18 protein-coding genes and 4 pseudogenes are annotated in these 23131 nt (G+C 72.8%); 5 read left to right on the top strand and 17 right to left on the bottom strand.

Features of this window, described 5'->3' with window-relative positions:
- Nucleotides 1-103: 103 nt before the first annotated feature.
- The 3 genes and pseudogenes from ABGB06_RS08980 to ABGB06_RS08970 form a co-directional block, all read right to left on the bottom strand.
- On the bottom strand, nt 104-2830 hold the full coding sequence (locus ABGB06_RS08980) for a LuxR C-terminal-related transcriptional regulator (protein ID WP_347587079.1): 2727 nt from the start codon (nt 2828-2830) through the stop codon (nt 104-106).
- A gap of 105 nt (nt 2831-2935) precedes the next feature.
- Nucleotides 2936-3301: pseudogene (locus tag ABGB06_RS08975) on the bottom strand (Tn3 family transposase); the annotation flags it as partial.
- A 204-nt stretch (nt 3302-3505) separates the two neighbouring features.
- Nucleotides 3506-4402, bottom strand: a complete 897-nt coding sequence (locus ABGB06_RS08970) for an aminoglycoside phosphotransferase family protein (protein WP_347587077.1) — start codon at nt 4400-4402, stop codon at nt 3506-3508.
- Nucleotides 4403-4825: 423 nt separating this feature from the next.
- On the opposite strand from ABGB06_RS08970, the gene ABGB06_RS08965 reads away from it, so the two are divergent.
- The 3 genes from ABGB06_RS08965 (at nt 4826) to ABGB06_RS08955 (ending at nt 7267) form a co-directional block, all read left to right on the top strand.
- The gene (locus ABGB06_RS08965; RefSeq protein ID WP_347587075.1) at nt 4826-5296 is read left to right on the top strand and encodes a hypothetical protein; all 471 of its coding nucleotides are present in this window, start codon (nt 4826-4828) and stop codon (nt 5294-5296) included.
- A 190-nt stretch (nt 5297-5486) separates the two neighbouring features.
- Entirely contained in the window at nt 5487-6479 is a 993-nt protein-coding gene (locus ABGB06_RS08960; protein ID WP_347587073.1) for an ATP-binding cassette domain-containing protein, read from the top strand.
- Complete coding sequence (locus tag ABGB06_RS08955; RefSeq protein WP_347587071.1) at nt 6476-7267, top strand: ABC transporter permease; 792 nt, start codon at nt 6476-6478, stop codon at nt 7265-7267. The genes ABGB06_RS08960 and ABGB06_RS08955 overlap by 4 nt, the downstream gene beginning before the upstream one ends.
- Here ABGB06_RS08955 and ABGB06_RS08950 read toward each other — a convergent pair.
- Together ABGB06_RS08950 and ABGB06_RS08945 are read right to left on the bottom strand one after the other, a co-directional pair.
- A complete protein-coding gene (locus ABGB06_RS08950) occupies nt 7248-10394 on the bottom strand; it encodes a BTAD domain-containing putative transcriptional regulator (protein ID WP_347587069.1) in 3147 nt (1048 codons plus the stop codon). The two genes, ABGB06_RS08955 and ABGB06_RS08950, sit on opposite strands and share 20 nt — an antisense overlap.
- A 132-nt stretch (nt 10395-10526) precedes the next feature.
- On the bottom strand, nt 10527-11201 hold the full coding sequence (locus tag ABGB06_RS08945) for a TetR family transcriptional regulator (RefSeq protein ID WP_347587067.1): 675 nt from the start codon (nt 11199-11201) through the stop codon (nt 10527-10529).
- A 94-nt stretch (nt 11202-11295) separates the two neighbouring features.
- Here ABGB06_RS08945 and ABGB06_RS08940 point away from each other — a divergent pair, with 94 nt between their 5' ends.
- On the top strand, nt 11296-12831 hold the full coding sequence (locus tag ABGB06_RS08940; protein ID WP_347587065.1) for a DHA2 family efflux MFS transporter permease subunit: 1536 nt from the start codon (nt 11296-11298) through the stop codon (nt 12829-12831).
- 193 nt (nt 12832-13024) lie between these two features.
- Here ABGB06_RS08940 and ABGB06_RS08935 read toward each other — a convergent pair whose 3' ends face one another.
- The 3 genes and pseudogenes from ABGB06_RS08935 to ABGB06_RS08925 form a co-directional block, all read right to left on the bottom strand.
- A complete protein-coding gene (locus tag ABGB06_RS08935) occupies nt 13025-13666 on the bottom strand; it encodes a DUF305 domain-containing protein (protein WP_347587063.1) in 642 nt (213 codons plus the stop codon).
- A 90-nt stretch (nt 13667-13756) separates the two neighbouring features.
- Nucleotides 13757-14194, bottom strand: coding sequence for a DUF6153 family protein (locus tag ABGB06_RS08930; RefSeq protein WP_347587540.1), 438 nt, complete (start codon nt 14192-14194; stop codon nt 13757-13759).
- Nucleotides 14195-14323: 129 nt separating this feature from the next.
- A pseudogene (locus tag ABGB06_RS08925) lies at nt 14324-14712 on the bottom strand (MFS transporter); the annotation flags it as partial.
- Nucleotides 14713-14873: 161 nt separating this feature from the next.
- Between ABGB06_RS08925 and ABGB06_RS08920 the strand changes: the two are divergent.
- Complete coding sequence (locus ABGB06_RS08920) at nt 14874-15158, top strand: heavy-metal-associated domain-containing protein (protein ID WP_347587061.1); 285 nt, start codon at nt 14874-14876, stop codon at nt 15156-15158.
- A 102-nt stretch (nt 15159-15260) separates the two neighbouring features.
- Here ABGB06_RS08920 and ABGB06_RS08915 read toward each other — a convergent pair whose 3' ends face one another.
- From ABGB06_RS08915 to ABGB06_RS08875, 9 genes and pseudogenes are all read right to left on the bottom strand, one after another.
- Nucleotides 15261-15539: a hypothetical protein gene (locus ABGB06_RS08915; RefSeq protein WP_347587059.1), complete on the bottom strand. Its 279-nt coding sequence runs from the start codon at nt 15537-15539 to the stop codon at nt 15261-15263.
- A gap of 79 nt (nt 15540-15618) precedes the next feature.
- Complete coding sequence (locus ABGB06_RS08910; protein ID WP_347587057.1) at nt 15619-16158, bottom strand: hypothetical protein; 540 nt, start codon at nt 16156-16158, stop codon at nt 15619-15621.
- 90 nt (nt 16159-16248) lie between these two features.
- Nucleotides 16249-16893, bottom strand: a complete 645-nt coding sequence (locus ABGB06_RS08905; protein ID WP_347587538.1) for a hypothetical protein — start codon at nt 16891-16893, stop codon at nt 16249-16251.
- Nucleotides 16894-16947: 54 nt separating this feature from the next.
- A complete protein-coding gene (locus tag ABGB06_RS08900; RefSeq protein ID WP_347587055.1) occupies nt 16948-17706 on the bottom strand; it encodes a PspA/IM30 family protein in 759 nt (252 codons plus the stop codon).
- A gap of 120 nt (nt 17707-17826) precedes the next feature.
- A complete protein-coding gene (locus ABGB06_RS08895) occupies nt 17827-19410 on the bottom strand; it encodes an alkaline phosphatase D family protein (protein ID WP_347587053.1) in 1584 nt (527 codons plus the stop codon).
- Between the two features lie 125 nt (nt 19411-19535).
- A pseudogene (locus ABGB06_RS08890) lies at nt 19536-19820 on the bottom strand (M23 family metallopeptidase); the annotation flags it as partial.
- A 93-nt stretch (nt 19821-19913) separates the two neighbouring features.
- A pseudogene (locus ABGB06_RS08885) lies at nt 19914-20111 on the bottom strand (peptidoglycan-binding protein); the annotation flags it as partial.
- A gap of 525 nt (nt 20112-20636) precedes the next feature.
- The gene (locus tag ABGB06_RS08880) at nt 20637-21494 is read right to left on the bottom strand and encodes a formate/nitrite transporter family protein (protein WP_347587051.1); all 858 of its coding nucleotides are present in this window, start codon (nt 21492-21494) and stop codon (nt 20637-20639) included.
- A gap of 183 nt (nt 21495-21677) precedes the next feature.
- Entirely contained in the window at nt 21678-23123 is a 1446-nt protein-coding gene (locus ABGB06_RS08875; protein WP_347587049.1) for a HAMP domain-containing sensor histidine kinase, read from the bottom strand.
- Nucleotides 23124-23131 lie beyond the last annotated feature (8 nt).

The following is a 23131-nucleotide window of genomic DNA, read 5'->3' as shown; positions in this document are numbered from 1 at the left end:
CGACGGCCGCCTGTCCGTATGCCCGAAACGCTAGGCGAGGGCTCCCCAGTGACGGATCGGTCATCGTGACTGGTGTCCGGGCACCGATGACTGGCGGCGGCCGTCAGACGAGGTCAGCCAGCTCGGCGCGACCGGTGACGCGGAGTTTCGGATACGCCTTGTAGAGGTGGTGGCCGACGGTCCGCGGGCTGAGGAAGAGCTGCGCGGCGATCTCCTTGTTCGTGTGACCGGTGGCGGCCAGCCGAACGACCTGCAGCTCCTGCGGGGTCAGCAGGGTGAGCGGGCCGCTGCGCCGAGGCTCGTCGCCCCGCTCGCCGAAGGCGGCCAGCTCGCCGCGCGCACGCTCGGCCCAGAGCTCCGCCCCGAGGCCCTCGAACGCGGACACCGCCGTCGCGAGATGGGCGCGGGCCTCGGTACGGCGGCGCTGGCGGCGCAGCCACTCGCCGTAGACCAGCTGGGTGCGGGCACGCTCGTAGGGGCCGCCGTGCCGCTCCTGGAGCCGCAGCGCCTCGGCGTACAGCGCGTCGGCGTCGGCGTCATCGGCCAGCAGGGCCCGGCAGCGCAGTACGAGGCCGGTGGCGACCGGGCGGTCGACGTGCTCGGCCCAGTGCCGGAACGCTGCCAGTGGTCCGTGGGCGCGATCCGGCTGGCCGCCGCGCACGGCAGCCTCCACCAGATCCGGCACCGCCCGGACCAGGAGGTCGCGGCTCGCGGGTCCCCGGGACACTCTCTCGAGCCGGTCGCATGCCTCCCCGAACCGCCGGGCGGAAAGGTCGAGCATGCCGAGACCCCAGTCCGCGATCTCGGCATTGACCTGGTGCCGGGCTCGGGCTCGCGGGAGCACCTCCTCGGCCAGGGCTCGGCAGCGTGACTCGTCACCCGACACGGCGTGCAGCCACACCTCCACCGACCGGTGTGCCAGGCGCTCGGTCGTGTTCCCGAGTTCGGCGCTCACGGACGCGCCTTCCGCCACACACGCGCGGGCGTCCGCGAACTCACCGCGGAACAGCCGCGCCACGGCGAGCACGTTCAGGGTGTACGGGACCCACCCCAACGCCCCGGTAGCCCGCACCTCGGCCAGCATGTCCTCGGTCCCGGCGACGACGCCGTCGTCGTCCGCGATCATGAGCCCGCCGAACGCGGCCGTGATGCGATGCATCAGGTCGTTCCCGCCGCTGCGGGTGGCGGTGTAGAGATCGCGCATCGGGCCGACGGCCAGCTCCGGGCGTCCGGCGAAGAGCTCCGCCCACCCGAGAAGGGCGGCGACAACCGGTGCCCAGTGCTCCGGCGGGGTGAACCCGCGCATCAGATCCGTCGCGCGCCGCAGCAGGTCGTGCGCCGCTCCGTGCCGGGCGGCGTGCGCGGTCTCGAAGAACGTGAGCGCGGCGCGCTCCGGATCGGTGTCGCGCACCAACGCGGCGGCCTCGATCGTCAGCTCCGCATCGGCCCGCGGGGAGGTTCGTTCGTACTCCACGGCGCCGCGCGTATAGATGGCGTCGGCCCGGATACCGGGGTCGGTGGTGAGGGAGAGCGCTTCGGCCGCCAGCCGGGCGGCGCGGTCGGTCTTGCCGGCATCGAACGCGGCCTGGCTGGCCCGGGCGATACGCCGGGCCTTCAGTTCCCGATCGGCGCTGAGTCGACCGGCGCGGTCGTAGGCGGCGCACACCGCCATCGCGCCGCCTCGGTGCCAGGCCCGCTCCGCCGCACCTTCGAGTTCGGCGGCCACCGCCTCGTCGGGGGTGGTGGTGGCAGCGGCGAGGTGCCACGCCCGGCGGTCCGCATCGGCCTCCGCACCCAGCGCGTCGGCGTACGCGCGATGTACCTCGATCCGCCGGTGCAGCGGCGCGTCCTGGTAGGCGGCCGCCCGAACCAGCGGGTGGCGGAACGTGATCCGGCTGTCGATCCGGAGCAGCCGGTCGCGTTCGGCGGGCGCCAGATCGCCGGGGGCGCCACCGAGGGCTTCGATCACGTGCAGGATCGTCGCAAGCGGCGCCGCCGTGTCAGCCGCCGCCGCCAGGAGCGCGCGTTGGGTGGGTTCGGGAAGCTCGACGATCTGGCGGCGGAACGCCTCCTGCACGCGGCGGGTCACCGGCAGCGGGCCGACCTGTTCGGCCGGGTCGGCCTCGTCGACATCGCGTGCCGCGAGCCGCGACGACCCAAGCTCGATGATCGCCAGGGGATTGCCGCCGGACTCCGCGAGGACCCGGGCCCGCACCGGTTCGACGAGTTCCGGTGCGTGGTCGTCCAGCAGCCGGGCGGCATCGGGCGCGGCGAGGCCGGACAGATCCACGACCTCGACGCCTGCGATGTCGAACGGCACCGACGTCTCGCGCACCGCGAACAGCATCGCGATCGGGTCGGCCACGAAGCGGCGGGCCGCGAACAACAGCGCCTCCACGGAACCCTGGTCGAGCCATTGCAGGTCATCGACCACGCACAGCAGAGGGACGTCCTCGGCCAGATCGGCGAGCAACGACAGGGTGCCGGCGGAGATCAGGAACCGATTGGCTTCGTCTCCCTCGGCCAGGCCGAAAGCGCACCGCAGTGCCGTGGCCTGGGGAGTGGGCAGGGCGTCCAACCGATCCAGGTGTGGAAACAGGAGTTGGTGCAGACCGCCGTACGCCAGCTCGGAGTCGGACTCGACCCCTGCCGCGCGGACCACGCGCATGCTGCCCTCGGCTTCGGCGATCGACACGGCGTGGTCGAGAAGGACCGATTTCCCGATGCCCGCCGCGCCCCGGAGCGCCAGCATGCCGCTACGCGCGTCGCGCGCGTTCGTCAGCAGGCGTTCAATCCGCGCTTGCTCGACATTCCTTCCCATCAGCGACATGCGGTCACCCTAGATGATCGATTCCTGGGCCCCAGCGGTCGTGGGCGATGAGGGATCGTTCGACTGGTGCGTCGGTGGCCCAGTTGTGCCAGATCGCCGCGACGCGCCGAGCGCGCCGAGCCGGTCCTCCCGGCCCTCCCGGTACGCCCGCATGATCTGCCCGCGCTTGCCGTGGCAGAGGTCGTGGGCGAGCTTGTGCCGCGACTCCCGCACGGTGAGCTGCCGGATCATCTGCCGGCGGTGGGGGTCGTCGACTAGGTCGACGGCCCGCAGCAGGTGCGGGGACTTGCCGATGCGCCCGTACTCGGCGAACGCCTGCCTCAGCGGTGTTGGCCGCCCTTCGCGGCCCAACCTCCGCGGCAGGTCATGCGCCCGCACCTGCCCGGGGGCCAGGGAACCCGCCACCCGCAGCATGTCCGGCCAGTGTGCGATGACCTTGTCCGGGCCCACCCGGTTCCGCGCCAGGGCCTCCGGCGGCTGGAGAAGCTCGCCCGAGCAGGGAGAACGGCCGAGCGGCGCGTTGTCGGGGTCGCACCATCGTTGCCGCGTGCCGACGTGACCTGCGCGCGCAGGAGCCTTGCCCTCATTTGGGCAGCTGAACTGGTCGCCGTCGCACGTCAGCCGCAACACCGGACCAGATCATTGTCCGGGAGGGCGGCAAGCGACGGGGCGACGTCACTCCATCGACTCCAGAATGCGGTCGAGCGTCCGGCGTCCCATTCTGCTCATCGTCGGATTGCTCTCGACGTAGTACCAGACAACGCCCATCGCCTGTTCGAACGCCCATGCCTTGCCGCGTTCCCACTCCAGATCGTCGCAGACCAGTTTCCGGCGGAGCACCTCCCGCGGGCCCGGCCGCAACAGGTGCCAGGCGCTGACCAGATCCAGCGCGGGGTCGGCCGGGCCGAAGCCGCCGGTGTCGAGTACGCCGCTGAGCCGGTCTCCCGCGACCAGTACATTGCCGGGAATCAGGTCGCCATGGCTCATCACGTCGGCACTCGTGCGTGGCAACTCCCGAAAGCGGCTCCACACCTGGCGCAGCCGGGGCACGTCGAGCAGCCCCTCACTCTCCTTGAGGCACTTCGCCATCCAAACGTCGTGATGAGCGAGAACGCCGCCACGATTCTCGCCGCTGAAAAGCCGCCCCCGCGTCTCGGCGCCCCGCAGGGATGCGATGAAGGCCGCAAGGTCCTCGGCAAACGCGTCCGACCCGCTCGGGTCGGCATCGGAGGCGACCGTTCCCGGCAGCCATGTCTGGACCGACCACGGCATGGGGTAGCCGGGTCCAGGCTTTCCCAAGGCGACGGGTTCCGGGGCGGGGAATCGCGACACCTGTGCCAACTCCGCACTCGCCTGGGCTTCCTGTTCCAGAACCGCCAGCGCCTCGGCAGCATCGGCCAGGCGTAGTGGGAATCGCGCGGAGAGGTCTTTCCCGATGCGGAAGATGGCGTTGACCGTCCCGGTCGACGACAGGAGTTGGATCGCCTTGCCACCCCACTGAGGGAACTGTTCTTCAACCAAGGCCGCGACGATTTCGGTGGTCACGACCACCTGGTCGTCGTGCATGGCCATCTTCGCAGGACCTTCCACTAGTCCAGTCCGAAACGCCGGGAGCTCGGATCAACTGAGACGACAGCAACTGAGACGACAGCCAGTATTCACGCGCCAGGGCCCAGATCAACCGGTTTTTTCGGCCCTCCAGGTGTCTTCGCCCCAGGTCGCAGCCGCGGCTTCGCACCAGATGGTCAAGGGCTGCGCGGTCCGCGATCAGTCGCCGGTGGAGGTGGAGGTGGAGGCGGTCCTCGGCGACGAAGTCGAGGACGTGGTCGGTCCGCTGGGGCCCGGGCGCAGCGGGCCGCGTGTCGCCGAGCCGGTTTCAGCTCCGCCGGCATCCCCTGAAAGAGCTCTGAAACGGCGCTGAGTCGGGGCTCGGCCACGCTCTGCGGCATGAAGACGACGACGCCGCGAGCGGCAGTGGCTCGAGAGGGGATCACCATGCGCGGCCTGGGAGTGGTCCGGCGTCACGCGGCGGTCTTCGTGCGCTTCGCCGGGCTGGGCGGCGGGGTCACCCTGGTGGCCTCGGCGGCCCTGGTCCTGTTCTCGCAGTGGATCCCGTGGCTGGCGGCGAACGTGCTGACCACCGTCGCGTCCACCGTGGCCGCCACCGAGTTGCATGCCCGGGTCTCGTTCGGCCACGGCCGGCCCGGCCTGGCCGCTCACCTGAAGAGCGCGGCCACCATCGCCGTCGGCTGGCTGGTCACGTCCGCCGCGGTCGGCGCGTTGGCCGTGCTGCGCCCCGATGCCGGGCTCGTCCTGCAGCAGACGGTGTACCTGTCGGCCACGGCGCTCGTGGGGATCGGCCGTTATCTCGTGCTGCGTCTGGCGGTGTTCGCGGAGCGTGCCCCGCGGCCGCGGGCCGGCGGCAGCGGTGTCCGGTCGTGGACCGCGTACGACGCGGCGGCATGAGGTCCGGCCGCGGTTTCGCCGGGGCCCGCGGTTTCGCCGAGGCCGTGGCACCGCCGGTGGCGGAGCGTGCCCCGGCCGCCGGACGCCGACGACGCACTGACCGGCCCGTTTCACCGGGGCACCGGTTGGCGGTGGCCGATGAAACGGCGCTGACATGTCGCTGAACGCGGCGCCTCGCACACTCCGGGACATGATGACAACGACTCAGGCGTCCGCCATCGCGGCCACGGGGCTGCGCAAGTCCTTCGGGGACAAGCTGGTCCTCGACGGCATCGACCTGCACGTGCCCGCGGGCACGGTCTTCTCCCTGCTGGGCCCGAACGGCGCGGGCAAGACGACCGTCGTGAAGATCCTCTCCACCCTGATCGGCGCCGACGCCGGCGACCTGCGCGTCGGCGGCCACGACCTGGCCACGGACCCCCAGGCGGTGCGCGCCGCGATCGGCGTCACCGGGCAGTTCTCCGCGGTGGACGGGCTGATCACCGGCGAGGAGAACATGCTCCTCATGGCGGACCTGCACCACCTGCCGCGGAACGAGGGCCGGCGGGTGACCGCCGAACTGCTGGAGCGCTTCGACCTCACCGAGGCCGCGAAGAAGCCCGCCGCCACCTACTCCGGCGGCATGCGGCGCCGCCTGGACATCGCCATGACCCTGGTCGGCAACCCGCGGATCATCTTCCTCGACGAGCCGACCACCGGCCTGGACCCGCGCAGCCGCCACACCATGTGGGGCATCATCCGCGAGCTCGTCGCCGACGGCGTCACCGTCTTCCTGACCACCCAGTACCTGGACGAGGCCGACGAGCTCGCCGACCGCATCGCCGTGCTGGACAACGGGAAGATCGTCGCCGAGGGCACCGCCGAGGAGCTCAAGCGGCTCATCCCCGGCGGTCACGTCCGACTGCGCTTCACCGACCCGGCCGCGTACCGGTCCGCCGCCACCGAGTTGCGCGAGGCGTCCCGGGACGACGAGGCACTGACCCTGCAGATCCCCAGCGACGGCAGCCAACGCGAACTGCGCGCCATCCTCGACTGGCTGGACTCCACCGGCATCGAGGCCGACGAGCTGACCGTGCACACCCCCGACCTCGACGACGTCTTCTTCGCGCTCACCGACAGCACCGTTCCCCGCCAGTCCCACCAGCCCAACCAGCCCAACCAGCTGAAGGAGACCGCCCGATGAGTTCCCTGTCCCTCGCCGTCCGTGACTCGCACACGATGCTGCGGCGGAATCTGCTGCACGCCCGGCGCTACCCGTCCATGACCCTGAACCTGCTGCTCACGCCGATCATGCTGTTGCTGCTCTTCGTCTACATCTTCGGCGACGTGATGAGCGCGGGCATCGGCGGCGGCGGCGCGGATCGCTCCGAGTACGTCGCCTACCTCGTGCCGGGCCTGATGCTGATGACCATCGGCAGCACCGTGATCGGCGCGGCGATCTCCGTCTCCATGGACATGACCGCGGGCATCATGGCCCGCTTCCGCACGATGGCGGTCTACCGTGGGTCGGTGCTCGTCGGGCACGTCGTCGGCAGCGTGCTGCAGGTGCTCGGCAGCCTGGTGCTCGTCGGCGCCATCGCCGTGGCCATCGGCTTCCGTTCCACGGACGCCACGCCTCTGGAATGGCTCGCGGCCTTCGGGCTGCTCGCGCTGTTCGCCCTCGCGCTGACCTGGATCGCGGTCGGGATGGGTCTGGCCAGCCCGAATCCCGAGGCGGCCAGCAACATGGCCATGCCGCTGATCCTGCTGCCGCTGATCTCCAGCGCCTTCATCCCGTCCGACACGATGCCGGGCTGGTTCCAGCCGATCGCGGACTACCAGCCGTTCACCCCGGCCATCGAGACCCTGCGCGGCCTGCTGCTCGGCACCGGGATCGGCCACCACGGGTGGCTGGCGATCGCCTGGTGCCTGGGGCTGACCGTCCTCGGCTACGTGTGGTCGAGGGCGTTGTTCAACCGCGATCCGGCGTAGCCGACATGAGCGCGCGGGCCGCGTCCCGCAGCTCGTCCCGCCCCAGGGCGGCGTACTCCGACACCGCGTCGGCGTACGCCGCCCCGTCGGCGTCCTGGGCGGCCCGGCGGGCGCGGGCGGCGGACAACGTGAGCTGAAACGCCTGCGGCACGCGGAGCCGTTCCGCCAGCGCCAGCAGCCGCACCCCCGACGCGTCGTCGCCCTCGGCGAGCCGGGCCAGGCCGAGGGCCAGCACCTCGGTGCCGTGCGCCAGGATCTCCCCGTCCGGGAGGGAGTCGTCCGCGAGCCGCGTCCGCAGCCGGCGCTCCAGCTCGACCACCAGGCCGGCGACCGGCGCCAGCCGCCCGGCGTACGCGTGCGCCGCCACCGCGGTGACCTCCAGGTACGGGGCCCACGCGGCCGCGGTGGGGTCGGCGGGCGGCGTGCCCCTCGTGCTCAGTCGGTCCACGACCATTCGCCACCGCTTGAGACCCAGCTCGGTGAGCCCGCGGGCCAGCGCGATCTCCGCCCAGGCAGCCAGGTCGGCCGCGAAGGCCGAGGCCCGCTCCCCCGACTGGTTCCGCTCCAGCCGCCGCAGCCACTCCTCCGCCTCGTCCGTCTCGCCGCGTTGCAGGCAGGCCGCCACCAGTCCCCGGAACAGGCCCGTCATGGGCGACTGGTCGCTCAGATGCGACAAGGCGTCCAGCGCCGCCAGCAGATGCCGGTACGCCTCCTCGCCGAGACCGGCGTCCAGGCACAGCTCGCTGCAGCGGGAGCGGCCGAGCAGCATGAGCGACGGGTTGGGCGCGGCGTCGACCGCGGCGAGCAGCCGGCGGGCCGAGGCGAGCGCACGCTCCGGTTCGTGCTCGCGCTCCCAGAGATAGCTGGCCAGGCATTCGGCGACGCCCGCCAGCAGGGGCGCGTCACTCGCACAGAGCTCCTGCAGTGGCTCGTAGCCGGGTGGGCGCATGTCCGGAACAGCGCACAGCACGATGGAGAGTGCCCGCGGCAGCGTGTCCGGCTCCGCGGGCGGCAGTCGGCGCAGGGTGACGAGATGGCGCGGCCGGAGCGGATCGTACGCGATGAACGGGGCGGCGGTGCAGAGGACGCTGAGGGTGCGGGTGACCTCGGTGTGCCGGGCGTCGGGGCGGTAGTGCGACAGCGGCGCCGCGGTGTCGTCGGCCAGGGTGAAGACCCGGTGGAAGCTCGTCGCGTCGGTGACCCAGACTCCGGCGAGCACCGCGCCGGCCGCCGCGGTGGTGGGGTGATCCCCGCGGGCCAGGGAGAACCGCAGGGCGAGCACGAGGTTGTCCTGCTCGGCGCGCACCCGCGCCCAGTGCCGCAGTGGCTCGGGGCCGGACAACAGCTCGTGGTTGGCCAGTCCGAAGTCTCGTGCCCAGCCCAGGAACCGGTCCGTGACCGCCTGCTCCTCCCCGGCCGCGGCCCGCCGGTCGGCGCTGAACTCCCGCACGGTCTCCAGCATGTGGAAGCGGATTCCGGCCGCGGTGTCGGCGGCCCTCAGCAGCGACTGGTCCACCAGCCGCTCCAGCAGGAACAGCGCGTCGCCGCCGTCCCCCAGCAGGTGCTCCGCCGCCTCCTCGGTGAAGCCGCCGGGGAAGACGGACAACGCCCGCAGCGCCGCCCGCGCGTCCTCCTCCAGCAGGTTCCAGCTCCACTCCACGACCGCGTGCAGGGTGCGGTGCCGCTCGGGTGCGTCCCGGGCCCCGCCGCGCAGCAGCGCGAACCGGTCACCGAGGCGGCGGGCGATCTCGGGCACGGACAGCGCCCGCACCCGCGCCGCCGCCAGCTCCACGGCGAGCGGCAGCCCGTCCAGATGACGGCACAGCTCCGCCACCGTGTCGGGCGGCAGCTCGACGCCGGGGCGCGCGGCCCGGGCCCGCTGCTCGAAGAGCGCGATCGAGGTTGTCAGGCTCAGCTGCGGCAGCTGGTACACCGCCTCCGAGCTCAGCCCCAGCGGCGCCCTGCTGGTGACCAGCACCCGCAGGTCCCTGGACCGCGCCACCAGCTCCCGCACCAGGTCGGCGGCGCCCCGGACGACCTGCTCGCAGTTGTCCAGCACCAGCAGCGCGGGGCCGGCGCCAAGAGCGGCGACGATGCCGGCGGGCACGTCCGCCCCGCCGCCGTACGCCCCGACGCCACCGTGTGCCGCCTCCCCGCCGCCGAGGGCGGAGGCCACCTCGCCGGCCACGTCCTCGTCGGTACTGATTCCGGCCAGCGAGACGAAGTGCACCACCCGCTGCTCCGCCTGGCGGCTGACGGCGTGCGCGAGCCGCGTCTTGCCCAGACCGCCGGGGCCGACGATGGAGGCCAGCCGCGTGGTGCGCAGCAGCCCGGCCACCGCGTCGAGATCCGCGTCCCGCCCCAGCAGGGGATTCGGGTCGTGCGGCACCCCGTACCGGACCACGGGCGAGTCGACCCGCAGCAGTTCCTGGTGCACGGCCCTGAGCCCGGCTCCCGGGTCGGTGCCGAGGTCGTCGCGGAGCTCGCGCCGGTACGCGTCGTAGCGGGCGAGCCCCGCCGACGGCCCGACCGTGGCCGCCTCGGCGCGCAGCAACTCGGCCAGGACCTCCTCGTCGCGCGGGGCCCCGGTGAAGACCTCGGTCAGCGGCGCCAGGGCCTCGGCCCGTCGCCCCAGCCGGGCCAGCGCCAGCGCCCGGGAACGCACGAGCGTCGCGTGAAGCGGTGCCCGCTCGGCCCGCAGCTCCGCCACGGGGTCGCCCGGCGCGGGGTCGGCGTCCGGGACCGCGTCCCAGCAGGCGAGGCCCTGTTCCGCGCTCGCCAGGGCGGCGGCGTGATCCCCGGCCCTGGCGTGCCGGGCGCTCGCCTCGGCGCACCGCACCACCGCCGAACTGTCGACCTGCTCCTCATCCAGCGCCAGCCGGTAGCCGGTCGGGGTGCTGACGATGACGTCGGCCCCGAGCTGGGAGCGGGCCCGGGAGACCAGGATCCGCAGCGCGTTGGCCGGGTTGGCCGGCGGCTCGTCCTGCCACAGCCCGTCCACCAGCCGCGCGGTGCTGCAGCCGGAGCGCAGCTCGCCCGCGAGCAGCGCGACCAGCCCGCGCAGTCGCGGCGCGGTGATCTCCCGGCCGCGGTAGGCCACGCGCGACAGGAGGGTCAGGTCGGTCATCACTCGGTCAGGTTATCGATGGCCGGTATGGCCGGTGCCCGAGCGGCCGCTCGTCCACGGCTGGCGCTGCCTCGCGGGGCGTCGAGCGGTCGGAGCCGGTCAGCGGGGCCGGCGAGGAGGTGCGCGGGTGGGTCAGGCCGACCTCGTTGGGCTGGCCGTGCCGGGCGGCGCGTGGAAGGCGGCGGTGAGCATGGCGACGAGCGCCTCCGGGTCCTCCCGCCGGTCGTGGGCCACCGTGGTCTCTTCCCCGGGGTGGAGGTCCGCGAGCGTGCCGGCCTGGTACAGGGCGAGCAGTCCGATCATGGCGCGGTAGCGGAAGGCGACCTCGGACGGGGGGAACTCGGGGAGCGCCACGGTGAGCGCGTCGAGATAGCGGCCTTCCACGGGGGCGACCTCCGTGGCGAAGATGCGACGAATCCCAGGGCCCGGCTCGCAGATCACGCGGCCGAGGAGACGGGCGACATGCGGACCGCGGTCGCCGTGCCGCCGCACGATGTCGGCTCCGGCGGCGACGAAGGCGCGGATCAGCTCATCGGCCGCGGGAGGGGCCGCCGCGGCTTCGAGGTCATCCAGAAGCCGGGCGCGATCGGCGTTCACCGAGGCCATGGCCCGCCGGACCACCGCGCGCAGCAGCCCTTCCTTGGAGCCGAAGTGGTAGTTGACCGCGGCGACGTTGACTCCGGCGGCGTGGGTCACGTGCCGCAACGAGGTGGCTGCGTAGCCATGCTCGCCGAACAGTTCCTCCGCGGCATCGAGGATGCGCGTCTTGGTGTCGGCGGCTCCGGGCGTCTGGGCTGACCTGGGCATCGACGGCAGATTAAAACGAACGCTTGATTCGAGCAAGGCTGCCTGCTTCTATGAAACGATCGTTTGAATCAATCGTTTGATTGAAGGAGTGGTCGTGGTGCACACGACGGAGAGCGAGCCCTCATCCGGCCAGCCGCTGACCAGCGCACGGCGGCGCGGCGCGGTGCTGGCGGTGATGTGCCTCGCGCTCGCGGTGGTGGTGGGCATGCTGGCCTCGCTACTCGTGGCCGTTCCGGACATGGCCGGTGACCTGGGTGCCAGCGAGGCCGAGCTGCAGTGGATCATGAACGCCTACGGCGTCGCGTTCGCCGGCCTGCTGCTGACCGGTGGCGCGCTGGGCGACCGGTACGGCCGCAGGAACGTGCTGCTCGCCGGACTGGCCCTGTTCGGGCTGGCCTCGGCGGCGGTCGTCGCCGTGGACGACGTGGCGGTGGTCATCGCGCTACGAGCGGTTGCCGGCGTGGGCGCCGCGTTGGTGATGCCGATGACGCTGGCGGTCATCACGCACGTCTTCCCGCCAGCCGAGCGGGGTCGCGCGGTCGGGGTGTGGTCGGGGATCAGCTTCGGCGCGGCGTTGCTCGGTGTGCTGCTCGCGGGCTCCCTGCTGGAGGCCTTCTCCTGGCGTTCGGTCTTCGTCGCCAACGCCGCCATCGCCGCGTTCGCCCTCGTGGCGGCAGCGGCGATCACACCCGCCTCGAAGGATCCGGACGCCGCGCCGCTGGACCCGGTCGGCTCGTTGCTGTCGGTTGTCGGGCTCGGAGCCCTGGTCTACGGAATCGTCGAGGGCCCTGAGCGTGGCTGGGATGACGGCACCGTGCTGACGGGCTTCGCCATGGGCGCGACAGGACTTGCCGCGTTCGTCTGGTGGGAGCTCAAGCGTCAGCGCCCCATGCTGGACCCGCGGGTGTTCCGGCTGCGCGGCGTCTCCGCGGGCGCCCTGGTCCTCACGGCCGAGACCCTGGCCATGTTCGGCCTCTTCTTCCTCCTTCTCCAGCACCTGCAGCAGGTCATGGGCTACTCGCCCTTCCGCGCCGGGTTGGCCCTGATTCCCATGGCGGTGGCCGCCATCGTCGTCTCGCCCGCCGCACCGCCGCTCGCCCACCGGTTCGGCATGCGCGCCGTGATGGGCACGGGCATGGCGGTGATCGCCAGCGGCCTGGCTCTGATGTCCGTTTTCGCGGACGGTGCGGCCTACTGGCCCGTGTTGACGAGCACGGCGCTGCTGGGCGCGGGCATCGCCTTCGCCGCGACCCCGGCCACCGACGCCATCGTCGCGGCGCTCCCTCAGGCCAAGCAGGGCATCGCCTCCGCCCTCAACGACGTGACCCGTGAGCTCGGCGGCGTGCTCGGCATCGCGGTCCTCGGCAGCGTCTTCAACGCCACGTACCGCGCCGAGATAGCCGACGCCACCCGGACCGACGGCCCACGCGACTCGCTCGCCGCCGCGCTCGGCGCCGCCGAGGACATCGGTGGGCGCCCCGGCGCCGAACTCGCGCACGCCGCCCGCGAGGCGTTCGGGTCCGGCATGGTCAACGCCCTGCTGGCCGGTGGTGTGGTCGTGGTCGCCGGAGGGCTCGCCGCGGTGCTGATCCTGCCACGTGGGCGCCAGGAACCTGGCTCCCGGCCCTGACCAGGCGCCAGGATGGCGCGCACCCCGGCGAGCATGCCGCCTCCCGTCAGGCGCGGCCGCCCGGCTCCGCGCGTCGATCACCCGGGAGGCGGGGCCGCCCCCGCCGCCCGGTGCTGTCGCGAACGTCCTGAGTGGCCGTCCGCGCCACGAGGGGAGGGTGGGGCGACGCGGGTCGCCCCACCCCGGGTGGGTCTCAGCCGTCTTCGAGCAGGGCGTTCATCTCATCGATCTCGGCGCCCTGGGAAGCGACGATGTCCTGCGCCATGTCAAGGGCGGGCTGATAGGAGCCCTCGGCCCGCTCGACCTCGGCCATCGCGATCGCGCCCTGATGATGCTCGATCATCATCTCGAGAAAAGCGACGTCGAAGGCGGCACCGGAGGCGTTCTCCAACTCCTCCATCTGCTCCTGGGACATCATCCCGTCGCCTTCCGAACCAGCCTCCATGCCACCACTGGCGTGACCCGAGTGGTCCATGCCCGCGCCCGGGACCTCCTCGCCCCAGTCCTCAAGCCAACCGGTGAGGGTCTCGATCTCCGGGCCCTGCGCCTCCTGGATCTGCCCCGCGAGCGTCCGCACCTCCTGGGAACCGGCGCGATCCGCGGCCAGCGCGGCCATCTCCACGGCCTGCTCGTGGTGAGGAATCATCTGCTGGGCGAAGTCGACGTCCGCGGCATTGCGCTGATCAGCGGACGCGGAGGGGGCGGTGTCCTCGGACGTGGAGCTGTGTTCGTCGTGGTCACTCCCGCAGGCGGCCAACACCAGCGCGGCGACCGCCGCACCGGCCACGACGGCCGCCCGATGCCGGGCAGGGCGAAAAGAACCTTGGGTGGTCATGATCTTGCAACTCTCTGCGCGAAAGAACTGGACAGGCGTGCGCGAACACGGCGACCGGCGCTGGTGACGGCCGGCGCCGCGTGGGCCCGTCTAGATGCGGAGGAGTTGCAGTTCGCTCAGGGAGGGCGGAGCCCGCCCGCTCCGGGCGGCGTGGGTCCCGTCATGAGCGGCGGCGTCCGGATCTCCTGGACCGGAACCCGAACCGGCGGTGGGCGGCAGGGGTGAGTTCGGACCGCTGTTCACACCACCGGCCGCGCAGGTGGCGTCGGCGTGCTCGGCGTGAGCGCCGCCGTTGGAATGCGCGTGATCGCAGTCGCAGTCGCGCTCGGCGTCCGCCGCCTCGGGCGCCGCCTCATGTGCCTCGCCCGTGAGGGGGAGCGGCGCGCTGGCGGCGGTACCCGGGGTCAACCCGTGCATGGCCACCAGGCCAGCGAGCACACCCAGCAGCACCAACAACAGCCACCCTCTCCCCCAGGCGTCTCGGCGCTCGACGGAGAAGGCGGTGACCGGAGTGCGCCGCCGCGGCATGGTGACCATCGTAGGCGGCGCCGGACGGGATTCCCCAGGGGGGTACCTGGCGACCAGGGTGCCCAGAGCGGCTGCCGGCCCGCGCCGCTGGGGAGGGCTCGGGTCGGCAGCCTGATGGACGGTACGTCGCGCGGTGCCGCCGGCCGGGGCGGCGGCACCGTAGAAGGCGAACGCCTTGGTCAGCTCCTTCGGGTCGTTCCCGAAGAGCGTCATCAGCAGGGTCAACGCGGATGGTGCGATCAGCGCGGAGCCCGTGCCCTGCACGGCTCGGCCGGCCAGTTCGACCCAGACCTCGCCAGTCCGGCCATCAGGGAGCCGCCGGCCAGCACGCCCAGCCGACGCCGAACATCCGCCTGGCGCCGGAAGAGATCGGAGAGCCGGCCGCCGAGCAGCAGGAGACCGCCGAAGGCGACGACGTATGCGTTGAAGACCCAGGACAGGTTGCCCCGCGTGAATCCGAGATCCTCCCGCATCTCGGGCAGGGCCACGCCAGTGATCGACGTGTCCGTGATCGCCATGAACTGTGCCACGGCTATGAACGCGAGCGCGGTCCAGCAACCGTCGCGGAAAGGGAGGAGCTGCTTGATCATACCCCTAGGGGGTATATAGTCTCTGTGGTGGAGCCGCCGCGAGCGGCCCGCCACAGAACCCGATTAGCCGCTGGCAAGGAGAACTCGATATGACCACGACCACCCCCCGGGCTGGCGAGCAGACCGTGTCGACCTACACGGTCACCGGAATGACCTGCGCCCACTGCGTCGCTTCCGTCACGGCCGAGGTCGGCAGGATCCCCGGCGTCGCCAACGTCGACGTCGATCTGCGGGCTGGCACGGTGACGGTCGCCAGCCAGGCGCCGCTGGACGAGTCCGCGGTGGCCGACGCCGTCACGGAGGCCGGATACGACCTGGTTCCGACCTCCGCGGACGAGCAGCCGGCGGCCAGTTGCTGCGGCACCTGCCACTGACCCCTGACATCGCCGCTGCCCTTGTCGCCGCGCTTGTCGTGATGACGACGGCCCCGGGGCGTGCCACGCGTGGGCGTCCCGGGGCCGTGTCGGGTGCGATGGTCAGCGGGTGGAGTAGGAGTGCGTGTCCGGCTCTCCGGCGTGGTCGGGCGCGGTGCCGGCCTGGGTGTGGCCCGGCTCGCCGTTGTCCGTCGTGGACTCGGTCAGGCCCTTCTCCTCCGGCCCGTTGCCCGGCTCGTGCGGCACGCTGTAGGACTCGGTCTCCTTGGCGTCACCAGTCCCACCCTGGCCGCCGCCGTCCGAGGCCATCGCCACGCCGGCGCCGCCAGCCAGCGCCGCCGCGAGCACACCGGCCACGATCAGCTTCCTGTGTCGCTTCATGTCCGCTTCCTCTCGTCCGAGGCCGACGCGGTGCCGGCCCTCGCAGGACGATGCAACAGCCACCGCCGTTTCCCCGGCGTTACCAGGCCGTGGGCAGGGCGAGGATCCGGTCGACCAGGGCGTGGGCGAGGGTGTGGCGTTCGGCCCATGCCGGCAGGTGTTTCGGGAACGGGCAGTACCGGCCCTCGGCGGCGAACCAGGCGATGTAGGCGGTGCGCGGGAGTGGTGTCAACAGGCTGTGGAAAAGCCAGCCGTTGTCCGCGCGGGCGGCGGCTCGCAGGTCGGGGGCGTAGGCGTCGCGGGCGTCGGTGAGTCCGGCGCGGGCGGACGTGGCGAGCGCGGCGGGGAACACCGCCAGGTCGGCACGGGCGGCGGCGGCGATCTCGTGGTGGCAGGGGCCATTCCTGTTTCTGCCAGCCTTCGCCGTTGCGCACCTGCCGGCACCACATCCGGAGACGCGGAGGTTGTCGAGGGCGAGGCCGGGGAGGTCGTGCTGTGTCAACGAGTGCCCTTCGTCGCACAGCGCCCGCGCGGGGCGCTCGGCCCGGGGCGGGGGCCTCTCAAGATCCCAGACCAGGACGGTGTCCAGGTCGGATTCGGCGGTGAATCCCGCGAGCACCGAGCCCTGGCCGTACCCAATCGCGAGTCCGCCGAGGGCCCGGTAGGCCTCGACGACCCGCGCCGCGATCTCCGTTGGTCCCGTTCGACACTAGGGGCGGATCCAGACGCGCAGGGGGCCGATCGGGGCGAAGCCGTGGTGGCGGGCGGCGGTCAGGGCCTCGCCGTGTTCGTAGCCGACCAGGGGTGTGGCGGGGAAGAGGGAGTGGGCGGCGCCCAGGACGAGTGGCCAGGGGGTCGCGGGGCCGCCGGTGCGGGTGAAGGCGTTGGAGATGCCGATCGCGTGGGCGCCGCGGGTCGCGACCGCGCCGGCGACCACGCGGCCGTCGGGGGACCGTCCGGCGATCACGAACGTGTCAGGGGAGGCCAGCAGTTCGGGACGGAAGAGGCGCGCGTTGCCGTCGCCGTCGTCCCAGGCGAGGGCCCAGGCGCGCAGCGCGTCCGCGTCGTCCGCCACGGACCAGGCGAGATCCGGGGCGGTGGCGGGCGCACCCGGCGGGCGGCGGATCCACTCGGCCTCGAAGAGGACCCGGAAACCAGCGCTCGTGAGGTCGAGATCGGCGAAGCTGTCCTTGACCGAGGCGCCGGGCGTGGTGGTGTCGATGCGGTCCGTCAGCGCGAGAGGGTCGGCGCCCGGCACCAGGGTCACGGCGTCGGGGTAGAACGGCGGGGTACGAGTCGGCGCGGTCCAGGCCTGCGGCCCGAACTCGCTCGCCACGCCGTGGCAGCGGCACATCGTCGCGCACCATTCGGCGTTGTCGCGGGCGGCGGTCCTGATCACGGAGACGCATCATGGTCCGTCGGGTCCGGGCTCGTCGATCGGTTTTTCGCCTGCCGGCCTGCCCGGTGGGAGCTGGGCCTTCAGCTGCTCCAGCTGATGGTCCACGTCGGCGCGGGTGGCGGAGGCGTCCAGTTCGGTCTGGATGTCGTCGCGGCCGGAGGGGAGGGCCGCGTCCTCCAGGGCGCCGGAGGCGAGGAGTTCGTCGATCGCGCCGGCGCGCGCCTGTAGTTCGTCGGTCTTGTCCTGGGCGCGCTGCATCGCCATGCCCACGTCGCCCATCTCCTCGCCGATCCCGCTGACGGCCTCGCCGACTCGGGTCTGGGCCTCGGCGGCGGTGTAGCGGGCCTTGATCGTCTCCTTCTGCGTGCGGAAGGTCTCCACCCGCGCCTCGAGGCGTTGCACGGCGAGGGTGAGCTTCTCCTCCTCGGCGACCAGCGTGTCCCGCTGGCCCTCCAGATCGCCGATCTGCGAGGCCACCGCCGCGCGTCGGGTCAGGGCCTCGCGGGCGAGGTCCTCGCGGCCGGTGCCGAGTGCCTGCTGGGCCTGCGTGTTGAGGCGCTCGCTGGACTGGCCGAGCTGGCCGAGCTGCGTTTCGACGCGCTTGCGGCTGGTCGCCACGTCGGCGACGCCGCGCCGCACCTTCTGGAGCATCTCCTGCTGCTGGGTGTAGGAGTAGTCGAGCACCTCGCGCGGGTCCTCGGCGCGGTCCAGGGCCTTGTTCGCCCTGACCCGGAAGAGATTGGCGATGCGCTGGGCGATGCTGGCCACGGCGGTCGGCCTCCTCCCGCCAGGTTGCGTACACCCCGTACTCCTCCAGCGTCCGGCGCCGAGCGCCGGGCCGCAAATCCGCGGCGCGGATCCGGGTCACGGATCCGGGCCGCGGGCGCGCTACGCCTGTCGGGCGCCCGGCAGGCCGTCCTCGACGACGAAGGAGGCGAAGGTGTACGCCGCCACGTCGGGGCGGCTGACCGTCGGCACCATCCGCAGGTCGGTCCGCCACTCCGCACGGTCCACCGTGCACCGCACGTAGCCGCGGCGGTCGCCGTCGAAGAAGCGGATGTGCGGGTTGTGCCTGATCATCGGGCCGTAGTACGGGCCGTAGACCTCGCCGTCGCCGTTGCTGGAGATCGACGTGCCGACGAACTCGGTCGCCACCACGGGCGACGCCGGGTCGTCGAAGTCGCGCCTGATGTCGTTGACGAAGGTGGAGTGCCAGTCGCCGGTGATGACGACCGGGTTGCGCACGCGCGCCACCGCCAGGTGGTCGGTGACGCGGGTGCGGGCCGCCGGGAAGCCGTCCCAGGCGTCGTGCCACAGCACGTCGCCCGAGGGGCCGTCGTGGTCGAGGCGGCCCATCATGACGTTGTTGGCCAGGACGTTCCACCGGGCGCGGGAGCCGGCCAGGCCGTCGAGCAGCCACCGCTCCTGGCGGTCGCCGAGCATCGTGACGGACGGGTCGTACGCCGCGTCGCACGCCGGCGCCTCGCCCCAGCCGCAGGGCGGGGCGCTGCGGTACTGGCGGCCGTCGAGCACGTTGAACTCGGCCAGGTCGCCGTAGGACAGCCGCCGGTACAGCCGCATCTCGCCGTCGCCGCGCGGAATGGCGGCGCGGCGCAGCGGCTGGTGCTCGTAGTACGCCTGGTACGCGGCGAGGCGCAGCGCGCGGATGTCGTCCTCGTACTGGGAGGCGTCGGCGGCGTAGTCGTTCTGCACCTCGTGGTCGTCCCAGGTGACCACCCACGGGAAACGCGCGTGCGCCCGCCGCAGGTCCGGGTCGGAGCGGTAGAGCGCGTACTGGAGCCGCCAGCGGCCCAGGTCGCGGGGCGCGTCGCGCAGCTGCTCCGGCACCGGGGTCGCGCGGTAGCCGCCGTCGGCGGGGATGCCGCCCTCGTAGACGTAGTCGCCGAGGTGGACGACGAGGTCGAGGTCCTCCTCGGCGAGGTTGCGGTACGCCGAGTAGTAGCCGCTGGCCCAGTCCTGGCAGGAGGCGAAGGCGAACGACAGCCGGCCCGGCCGGGCGCCGCGGGCGGGCGTGGTGCGGGTGCGGCCGACCGGCGACAGCTCGCCGGCGTGGCGGAACTGGTACCAGTACGTGCGGTCGGGACGCAGCCCGGACGGCTCGACGTGCACGGCGTGCGCCAGTTCCGGCAACGCCGCGACGGTGCCGCGCCGGACGACGTGCCGCATCCGCTCGTCGGTGGCCACCCGCCACTCGACGGGCACCGGCCGCGACGGCATCCCGCCACCGCCGCCCGGCGCCAGCGGGTCCGGCGCCAGCCGAGTCCAGAGCACGAACCCGTCGGGGGAGGGGTCGCCGGAGGCCACGCCGAGGGAGAACGGGTCGCCGCCGGCGTGCGCCCGGCGGGGCGTGTCGGCGAGCGCGCCGCGCGCCAGCGGTACCTGGGCCAGCGCGGCGAGCCCGGAGAGCCCGGTCAGCGCGCCGGCGAATCGTCTGCGGTCGATACCGGTCATGCCCGTCATCGTGCGGGCGGCCGGTGTCCCGCGGGCGTCGCCCGGATGACGCCGGGGAAGCCGGCTCGCCGCGGGGCGGCGAGCCGGGGTGCGGGGCTGTCACTCGGTGAGCAGCCCGATCGGGGTCACCAGTCGGGGCGTCTGTCGTTGCCGAAGCCGCCGCCGGCCGGGCGCTTCTCGAAGTGGAGGTGGGGGCCCGTGGTGTTGCCGGTGTCGCCGACCTCGGCGATCTTCTGGCCGGCCCGGACGGTGCCGCTGGTGAGGGAGCGTCGGGAGAGGTGGGCGTACCAGTAGTCGAATCCGCCGGAGCGCAGCACCAGGTACTTGCCGAAGCTGGGGTCCTCGCCGGCGCGGACCTTGCCGCCGTCCACGGCGATGCAGTTCGCGCCGGTCGGAGCCGCGTAGTCCGCGCCGGTGTGGTAGCCGAGGCTCCAGTGCGGGCCTTTCTTGCGGTAGCGGGTCGTCACCTTGAATCCGGGCACGGGGGAGGGGATGCTCTTGCCCACCTCGGGGACGTGGAGCCGGTCCCAGGAGGACTTGCCCGGGATGCCGTCGGCGTCGCTGCCCGAGAAGCCGAGCTTGCGCTGCCAGGCGGCGTAGGACCGGCGGTGGGTGTCGGTCCACTCGGGCCCCGGGCGGTTCTCGTACTTTCCGCAGCCGGCGGCGACGAGGCGCCTTCCCATCGCGGTGATGATCGGACTGTGGCTGCCCTTGCGGAAGAGCTCCCTCCCGGGGAACGACTCGACGTCGGCCATGGCGGTCTCTCCTTCACTTCTCAGTGGGGACAGTAGGGATGGGGGTCACGGAGCGGGGCGCCGGTCCCGGTGCGGGCGGCCAGGGCGAACCCGCGGGCGGTCTCCGCATCCTTGGCGAATCCGGAGACCTTCGCGATGAGCGCCCGCCGCGGCTCCTCGACACATGGTGGGAAAGAGATCACCGCGCTGCTCCCTGGCTCGGGGGATTCCTCCCATCGGCCTTCACGCGGTGTCCGCGCTCGGAAACTCCGCGTGGGACTCTTCTCCCCGGTATTCGGTTCACCCTCTGCCCACCGTGCGCCCGATGGTCCCTTCGCGCAAACCGGGCGGGCGCGCCGCCTCGTCGTGCGGTGCGCCCCCGACATCCGCCGTCCAGTGAGCCGTCCGGTGAGCCAGCCGGTCGGCCTGTCGGTCGGCCCTGTCGGGCGGACGTCCTTCCGGTATGCGCGCCGGGCCGAGAGACGACCGGCCTCAGACCTCCCTCAGCTCCGAAGCCTCCGGCTCCGCCTTCGGGTCGGTCGGGCGGGCGCGGACCGCGGCGGTGCGCGCGTGGGTTGCATACAGCGCGAGCCCCACGAAGGTCAGGCCGCCGACCAGGTTGCCCAGGACGGTGGGGATCTCGTTCCACACCAGGTAGTCCCCGACCGAGAAGTCGCCGCCGAGCATCAGGCCGGAGGGGAAGAGGAACATGTTGACGACGGAGTGCTCGAAGCCCATGTAGAAGAAGACCAGGATCGGCATCCACATGGCGATCACCTTGCCTGACACGGATGAGGACATCATCGCGCCGACTACGCCGGTGGAGACCATCCAGTTGCACAGCACGCCGCGGATGAAGAGCGTGAGCATGCCGGCGGCGCCGTGGTCGGCGTAGCCCACGGTGCGGCTCTCGCCTATCGTGCCGAGGCGTTGGCCGACCTCGTTGGGGTCGACGGAGAAGGCGTAGGTGGCGATCACCGCCATCATCAGCGCGACCATGAGCGCTCCGGCGAAGTTGCCGACGAAGACCAGGCCCCAGTTGCGCAGCACCAGACGGGGTGTGACGCCGGGGCGCCGGTCGATCAGCGCGAGCGGGACCAGGGTGAAGACGCCGGTCAGCAGGTCGAAGCCCAGCAGGTACAGCATGCAGAACCCGACCGGGAACAGCAGGGCGCCGACGAGCGGTTGACCCGTCTCGACGGCCACCGTCACCGCGAAGGCCGCCGACAGCGCGAGGATCGCACCGGCCATGAACGCGCGGATCAGCGTGTCGCGCGTGGACATGAAGATCTTCGACTCGCCGGCGTCGATCATCTTCGCGGCGAACTCGGGTGGGTTCACATAGGACATGTATCGCTCTTTCGCAGAGAACCGCCGGACGGGCACGAGTGAGACGAGCGGCCAGCCTCGATCCGGGTGATCCGGTTGAGCGTGTGCAGACGAGATTTCCTTCCCGTGACACGGTGGAAACCATCAGGTCACGTCGGCCTCACCGCGCCGCGGACCCGTTCGGAGACGCCGGGCCGGGGTGGGTCAGGCGGGATCGCGCGGCAGGGTGAGGGTGAAGACCGCGCCGCCCTCCGGTGCGTTGGCGGCGGTGAGGGTGCCGCCGTGCAGGCGGGTGTTCTCGGCGGCGATGGCCAGGCCCAGGCCGCTGCCCTCGCTGCGGGCGCGGGCCGCGTCGCCCTTGGTGAAACGGTCGAAGACGTGCGGCAGCACCTGGTGCGGGATGCCGGGGCCGTCGTCGGAGACGGTGATGGTGAGCGCGTCGGCGTCGGCGCGGGCGTGGACGCGCACCCGGACCGCGGGCCCGCCGTGGTGCAGGGCGTTGCCGACGAGGTTGGCGAGGGTGACGTCGACGCGGCGGGGATCGAGGCGGGCGCGCAGCCCTCGTTCTGGCACGTCGGTGACGACCCGGTCCTGCCAGTGGCGCAGGGCGAGGGTCTTGCGGAGGAGTTCGTCGACGTCGATGTCGTCGGGGTCCAGGCGGACGGCGCCGGCGTCGAAACGGGAGATCTCCATCAGGTCGTCGACCAGATGGGCCAGCTTGCGGGTCTCGTCGGCGACCAGGGTCAGCGCCTCCGACGTTTCCGCGGGCAGCCGGCCCCCGGCGGCGTCCTCGTCGAGGACGCCGGTCACGGCGGTCATCGCCGCGAGCGGGGTGCGGAGTTCGTGGGAGACGTCCGCGGCGAACCGGCGGGCCTTGGACTCCATCTCCCGCCGCGCCCGGGCGTCCGCCTGCAGTGTCGCGGCCATCGTGTTGAAGGTGCGGCCGAGATCGGCGAGTTCGTCGTCCCCGGTGACGCGGATGCGGGTGTCCAGGGCGCCGCCGGCCATGTCCTCGGCGGCCGAGCGCAGGTGGCGTACGGGGCGCAGCACGCGGCGGGCGACCAGCAGGGCGGGCACGGCGGCGGCGAGCACCACGGGCAGGGCGCCGGCGCGGGCGGCGGCGACGAGGGAGGCGACGTCCTGGTCCTCGGACGCGAGGGAGAACGAGGCGTAGACCACCAGTCCTGACGGCTCGGCGGGCCGGTCGCCGGAGGTGACGGGCAGGGCGATGGCGAGCCAGGGCTGGCCTTCGTGGTGGAAGCGTTGGGTCAGGGCGGTCGTGGCCGAGGCGGCGGCGGCCGGCAGGCCGTCGGGCAGGGCGGGCGGGGTGGTCGGGGCGTCGGCGGTGACCAGCCGGCCGTCGCGGTAGGCGGCGGCGGTGCGCCAGCCCCGTGCTCCCGCCGAACGGTCCAGCTGCAGGGTGAGGGCGCGCAGGTCCGCCTCGGTGGGGCGGGCGGGCAGGTCGGGTGCGAGCGAGCCGACCCGGGTGCGCAGTTCGTGCACGGCGCCGTCCCGCGCCCGGTCCAGGATGGCCGAACGCGCCTCACGGTAGGTGAGGGCGGCGGTGGTGAAGGCGCTGAGGGCGGAGACCAGCAGGAAGCCGGCGACGAGCCGGGTGCCCAGGCCGCGCAGGGACACGCGCCGAGGCACGTGCGGGG

The organism is Streptomyces sp. B6B3, assembly GCF_039871525.1.
In the GTDB taxonomy this organism is placed as follows: Bacteria; Actinomycetota; Actinomycetes; order Streptomycetales; family Streptomycetaceae; genus Streptomyces.
The sequence above is the reverse complement of the archived record's forward strand: the minus strand, read 5'-3'. Positions and strand labels throughout refer to the sequence as shown.

Excerpts from the sequence above, each read along its gene's own strand:
- ABGB06_RS08980 (WP_347587079.1), bottom strand. The coding sequence starts at position 2,830 with ATGTCGCTGATGGGAAGGAATGTCGAGCAAGCGCGGATTGAACGCCTG.
- ABGB06_RS08970 (WP_347587077.1), bottom strand. The coding sequence starts at position 4,402 with ATGGCCATGCACGACGACCAGGTGGTCGTGACCACCGAAATCGTCGCG.
- ABGB06_RS08965 (WP_347587075.1), top strand. The coding sequence starts at position 4,826 with ATGCGCGGCCTGGGAGTGGTCCGGCGTCACGCGGCGGTCTTCGTGCGC.
- ABGB06_RS08960 (WP_347587073.1), top strand. The coding sequence starts at position 5,487 with ATGATGACAACGACTCAGGCGTCCGCCATCGCGGCCACGGGGCTGCGC.
- ABGB06_RS08955 (WP_347587071.1), top strand. The coding sequence starts at position 6,476 with ATGAGTTCCCTGTCCCTCGCCGTCCGTGACTCGCACACGATGCTGCGG.
- ABGB06_RS08950 (WP_347587069.1), bottom strand. The coding sequence starts at position 10,394 with ATGACCGACCTGACCCTCCTGTCGCGCGTGGCCTACCGCGGCCGGGAG.
- ABGB06_RS08945 (WP_347587067.1), bottom strand. The coding sequence starts at position 11,201 with ATGCCCAGGTCAGCCCAGACGCCCGGAGCCGCCGACACCAAGACGCGC.
- ABGB06_RS08935 (WP_347587063.1), bottom strand. The coding sequence starts at position 13,666 with ATGACCACCCAAGGTTCTTTTCGCCCTGCCCGGCATCGGGCGGCCGTC.
- ABGB06_RS08930 (WP_347587540.1), bottom strand. The coding sequence starts at position 14,194 with ATGCCGCGGCGGCGCACTCCGGTCACCGCCTTCTCCGTCGAGCGCCGA.
- ABGB06_RS08920 (WP_347587061.1), top strand. The coding sequence starts at position 14,874 with ATGACCACGACCACCCCCCGGGCTGGCGAGCAGACCGTGTCGACCTAC.
- ABGB06_RS08915 (WP_347587059.1), bottom strand. The coding sequence starts at position 15,539 with ATGAAGCGACACAGGAAGCTGATCGTGGCCGGTGTGCTCGCGGCGGCG.
- ABGB06_RS08905 (WP_347587538.1), bottom strand. The coding sequence starts at position 16,893 with ATGTGCCGCTGCCACGGCGTGGCGAGCGAGTTCGGGCCGCAGGCCTGG.
- ABGB06_RS08895 (WP_347587053.1), bottom strand. The coding sequence starts at position 19,410 with ATGACCGGTATCGACCGCAGACGATTCGCCGGCGCGCTGACCGGGCTC.
- ABGB06_RS08880 (WP_347587051.1), bottom strand. The coding sequence starts at position 21,494 with ATGTCCTATGTGAACCCACCCGAGTTCGCCGCGAAGATGATCGACGCC.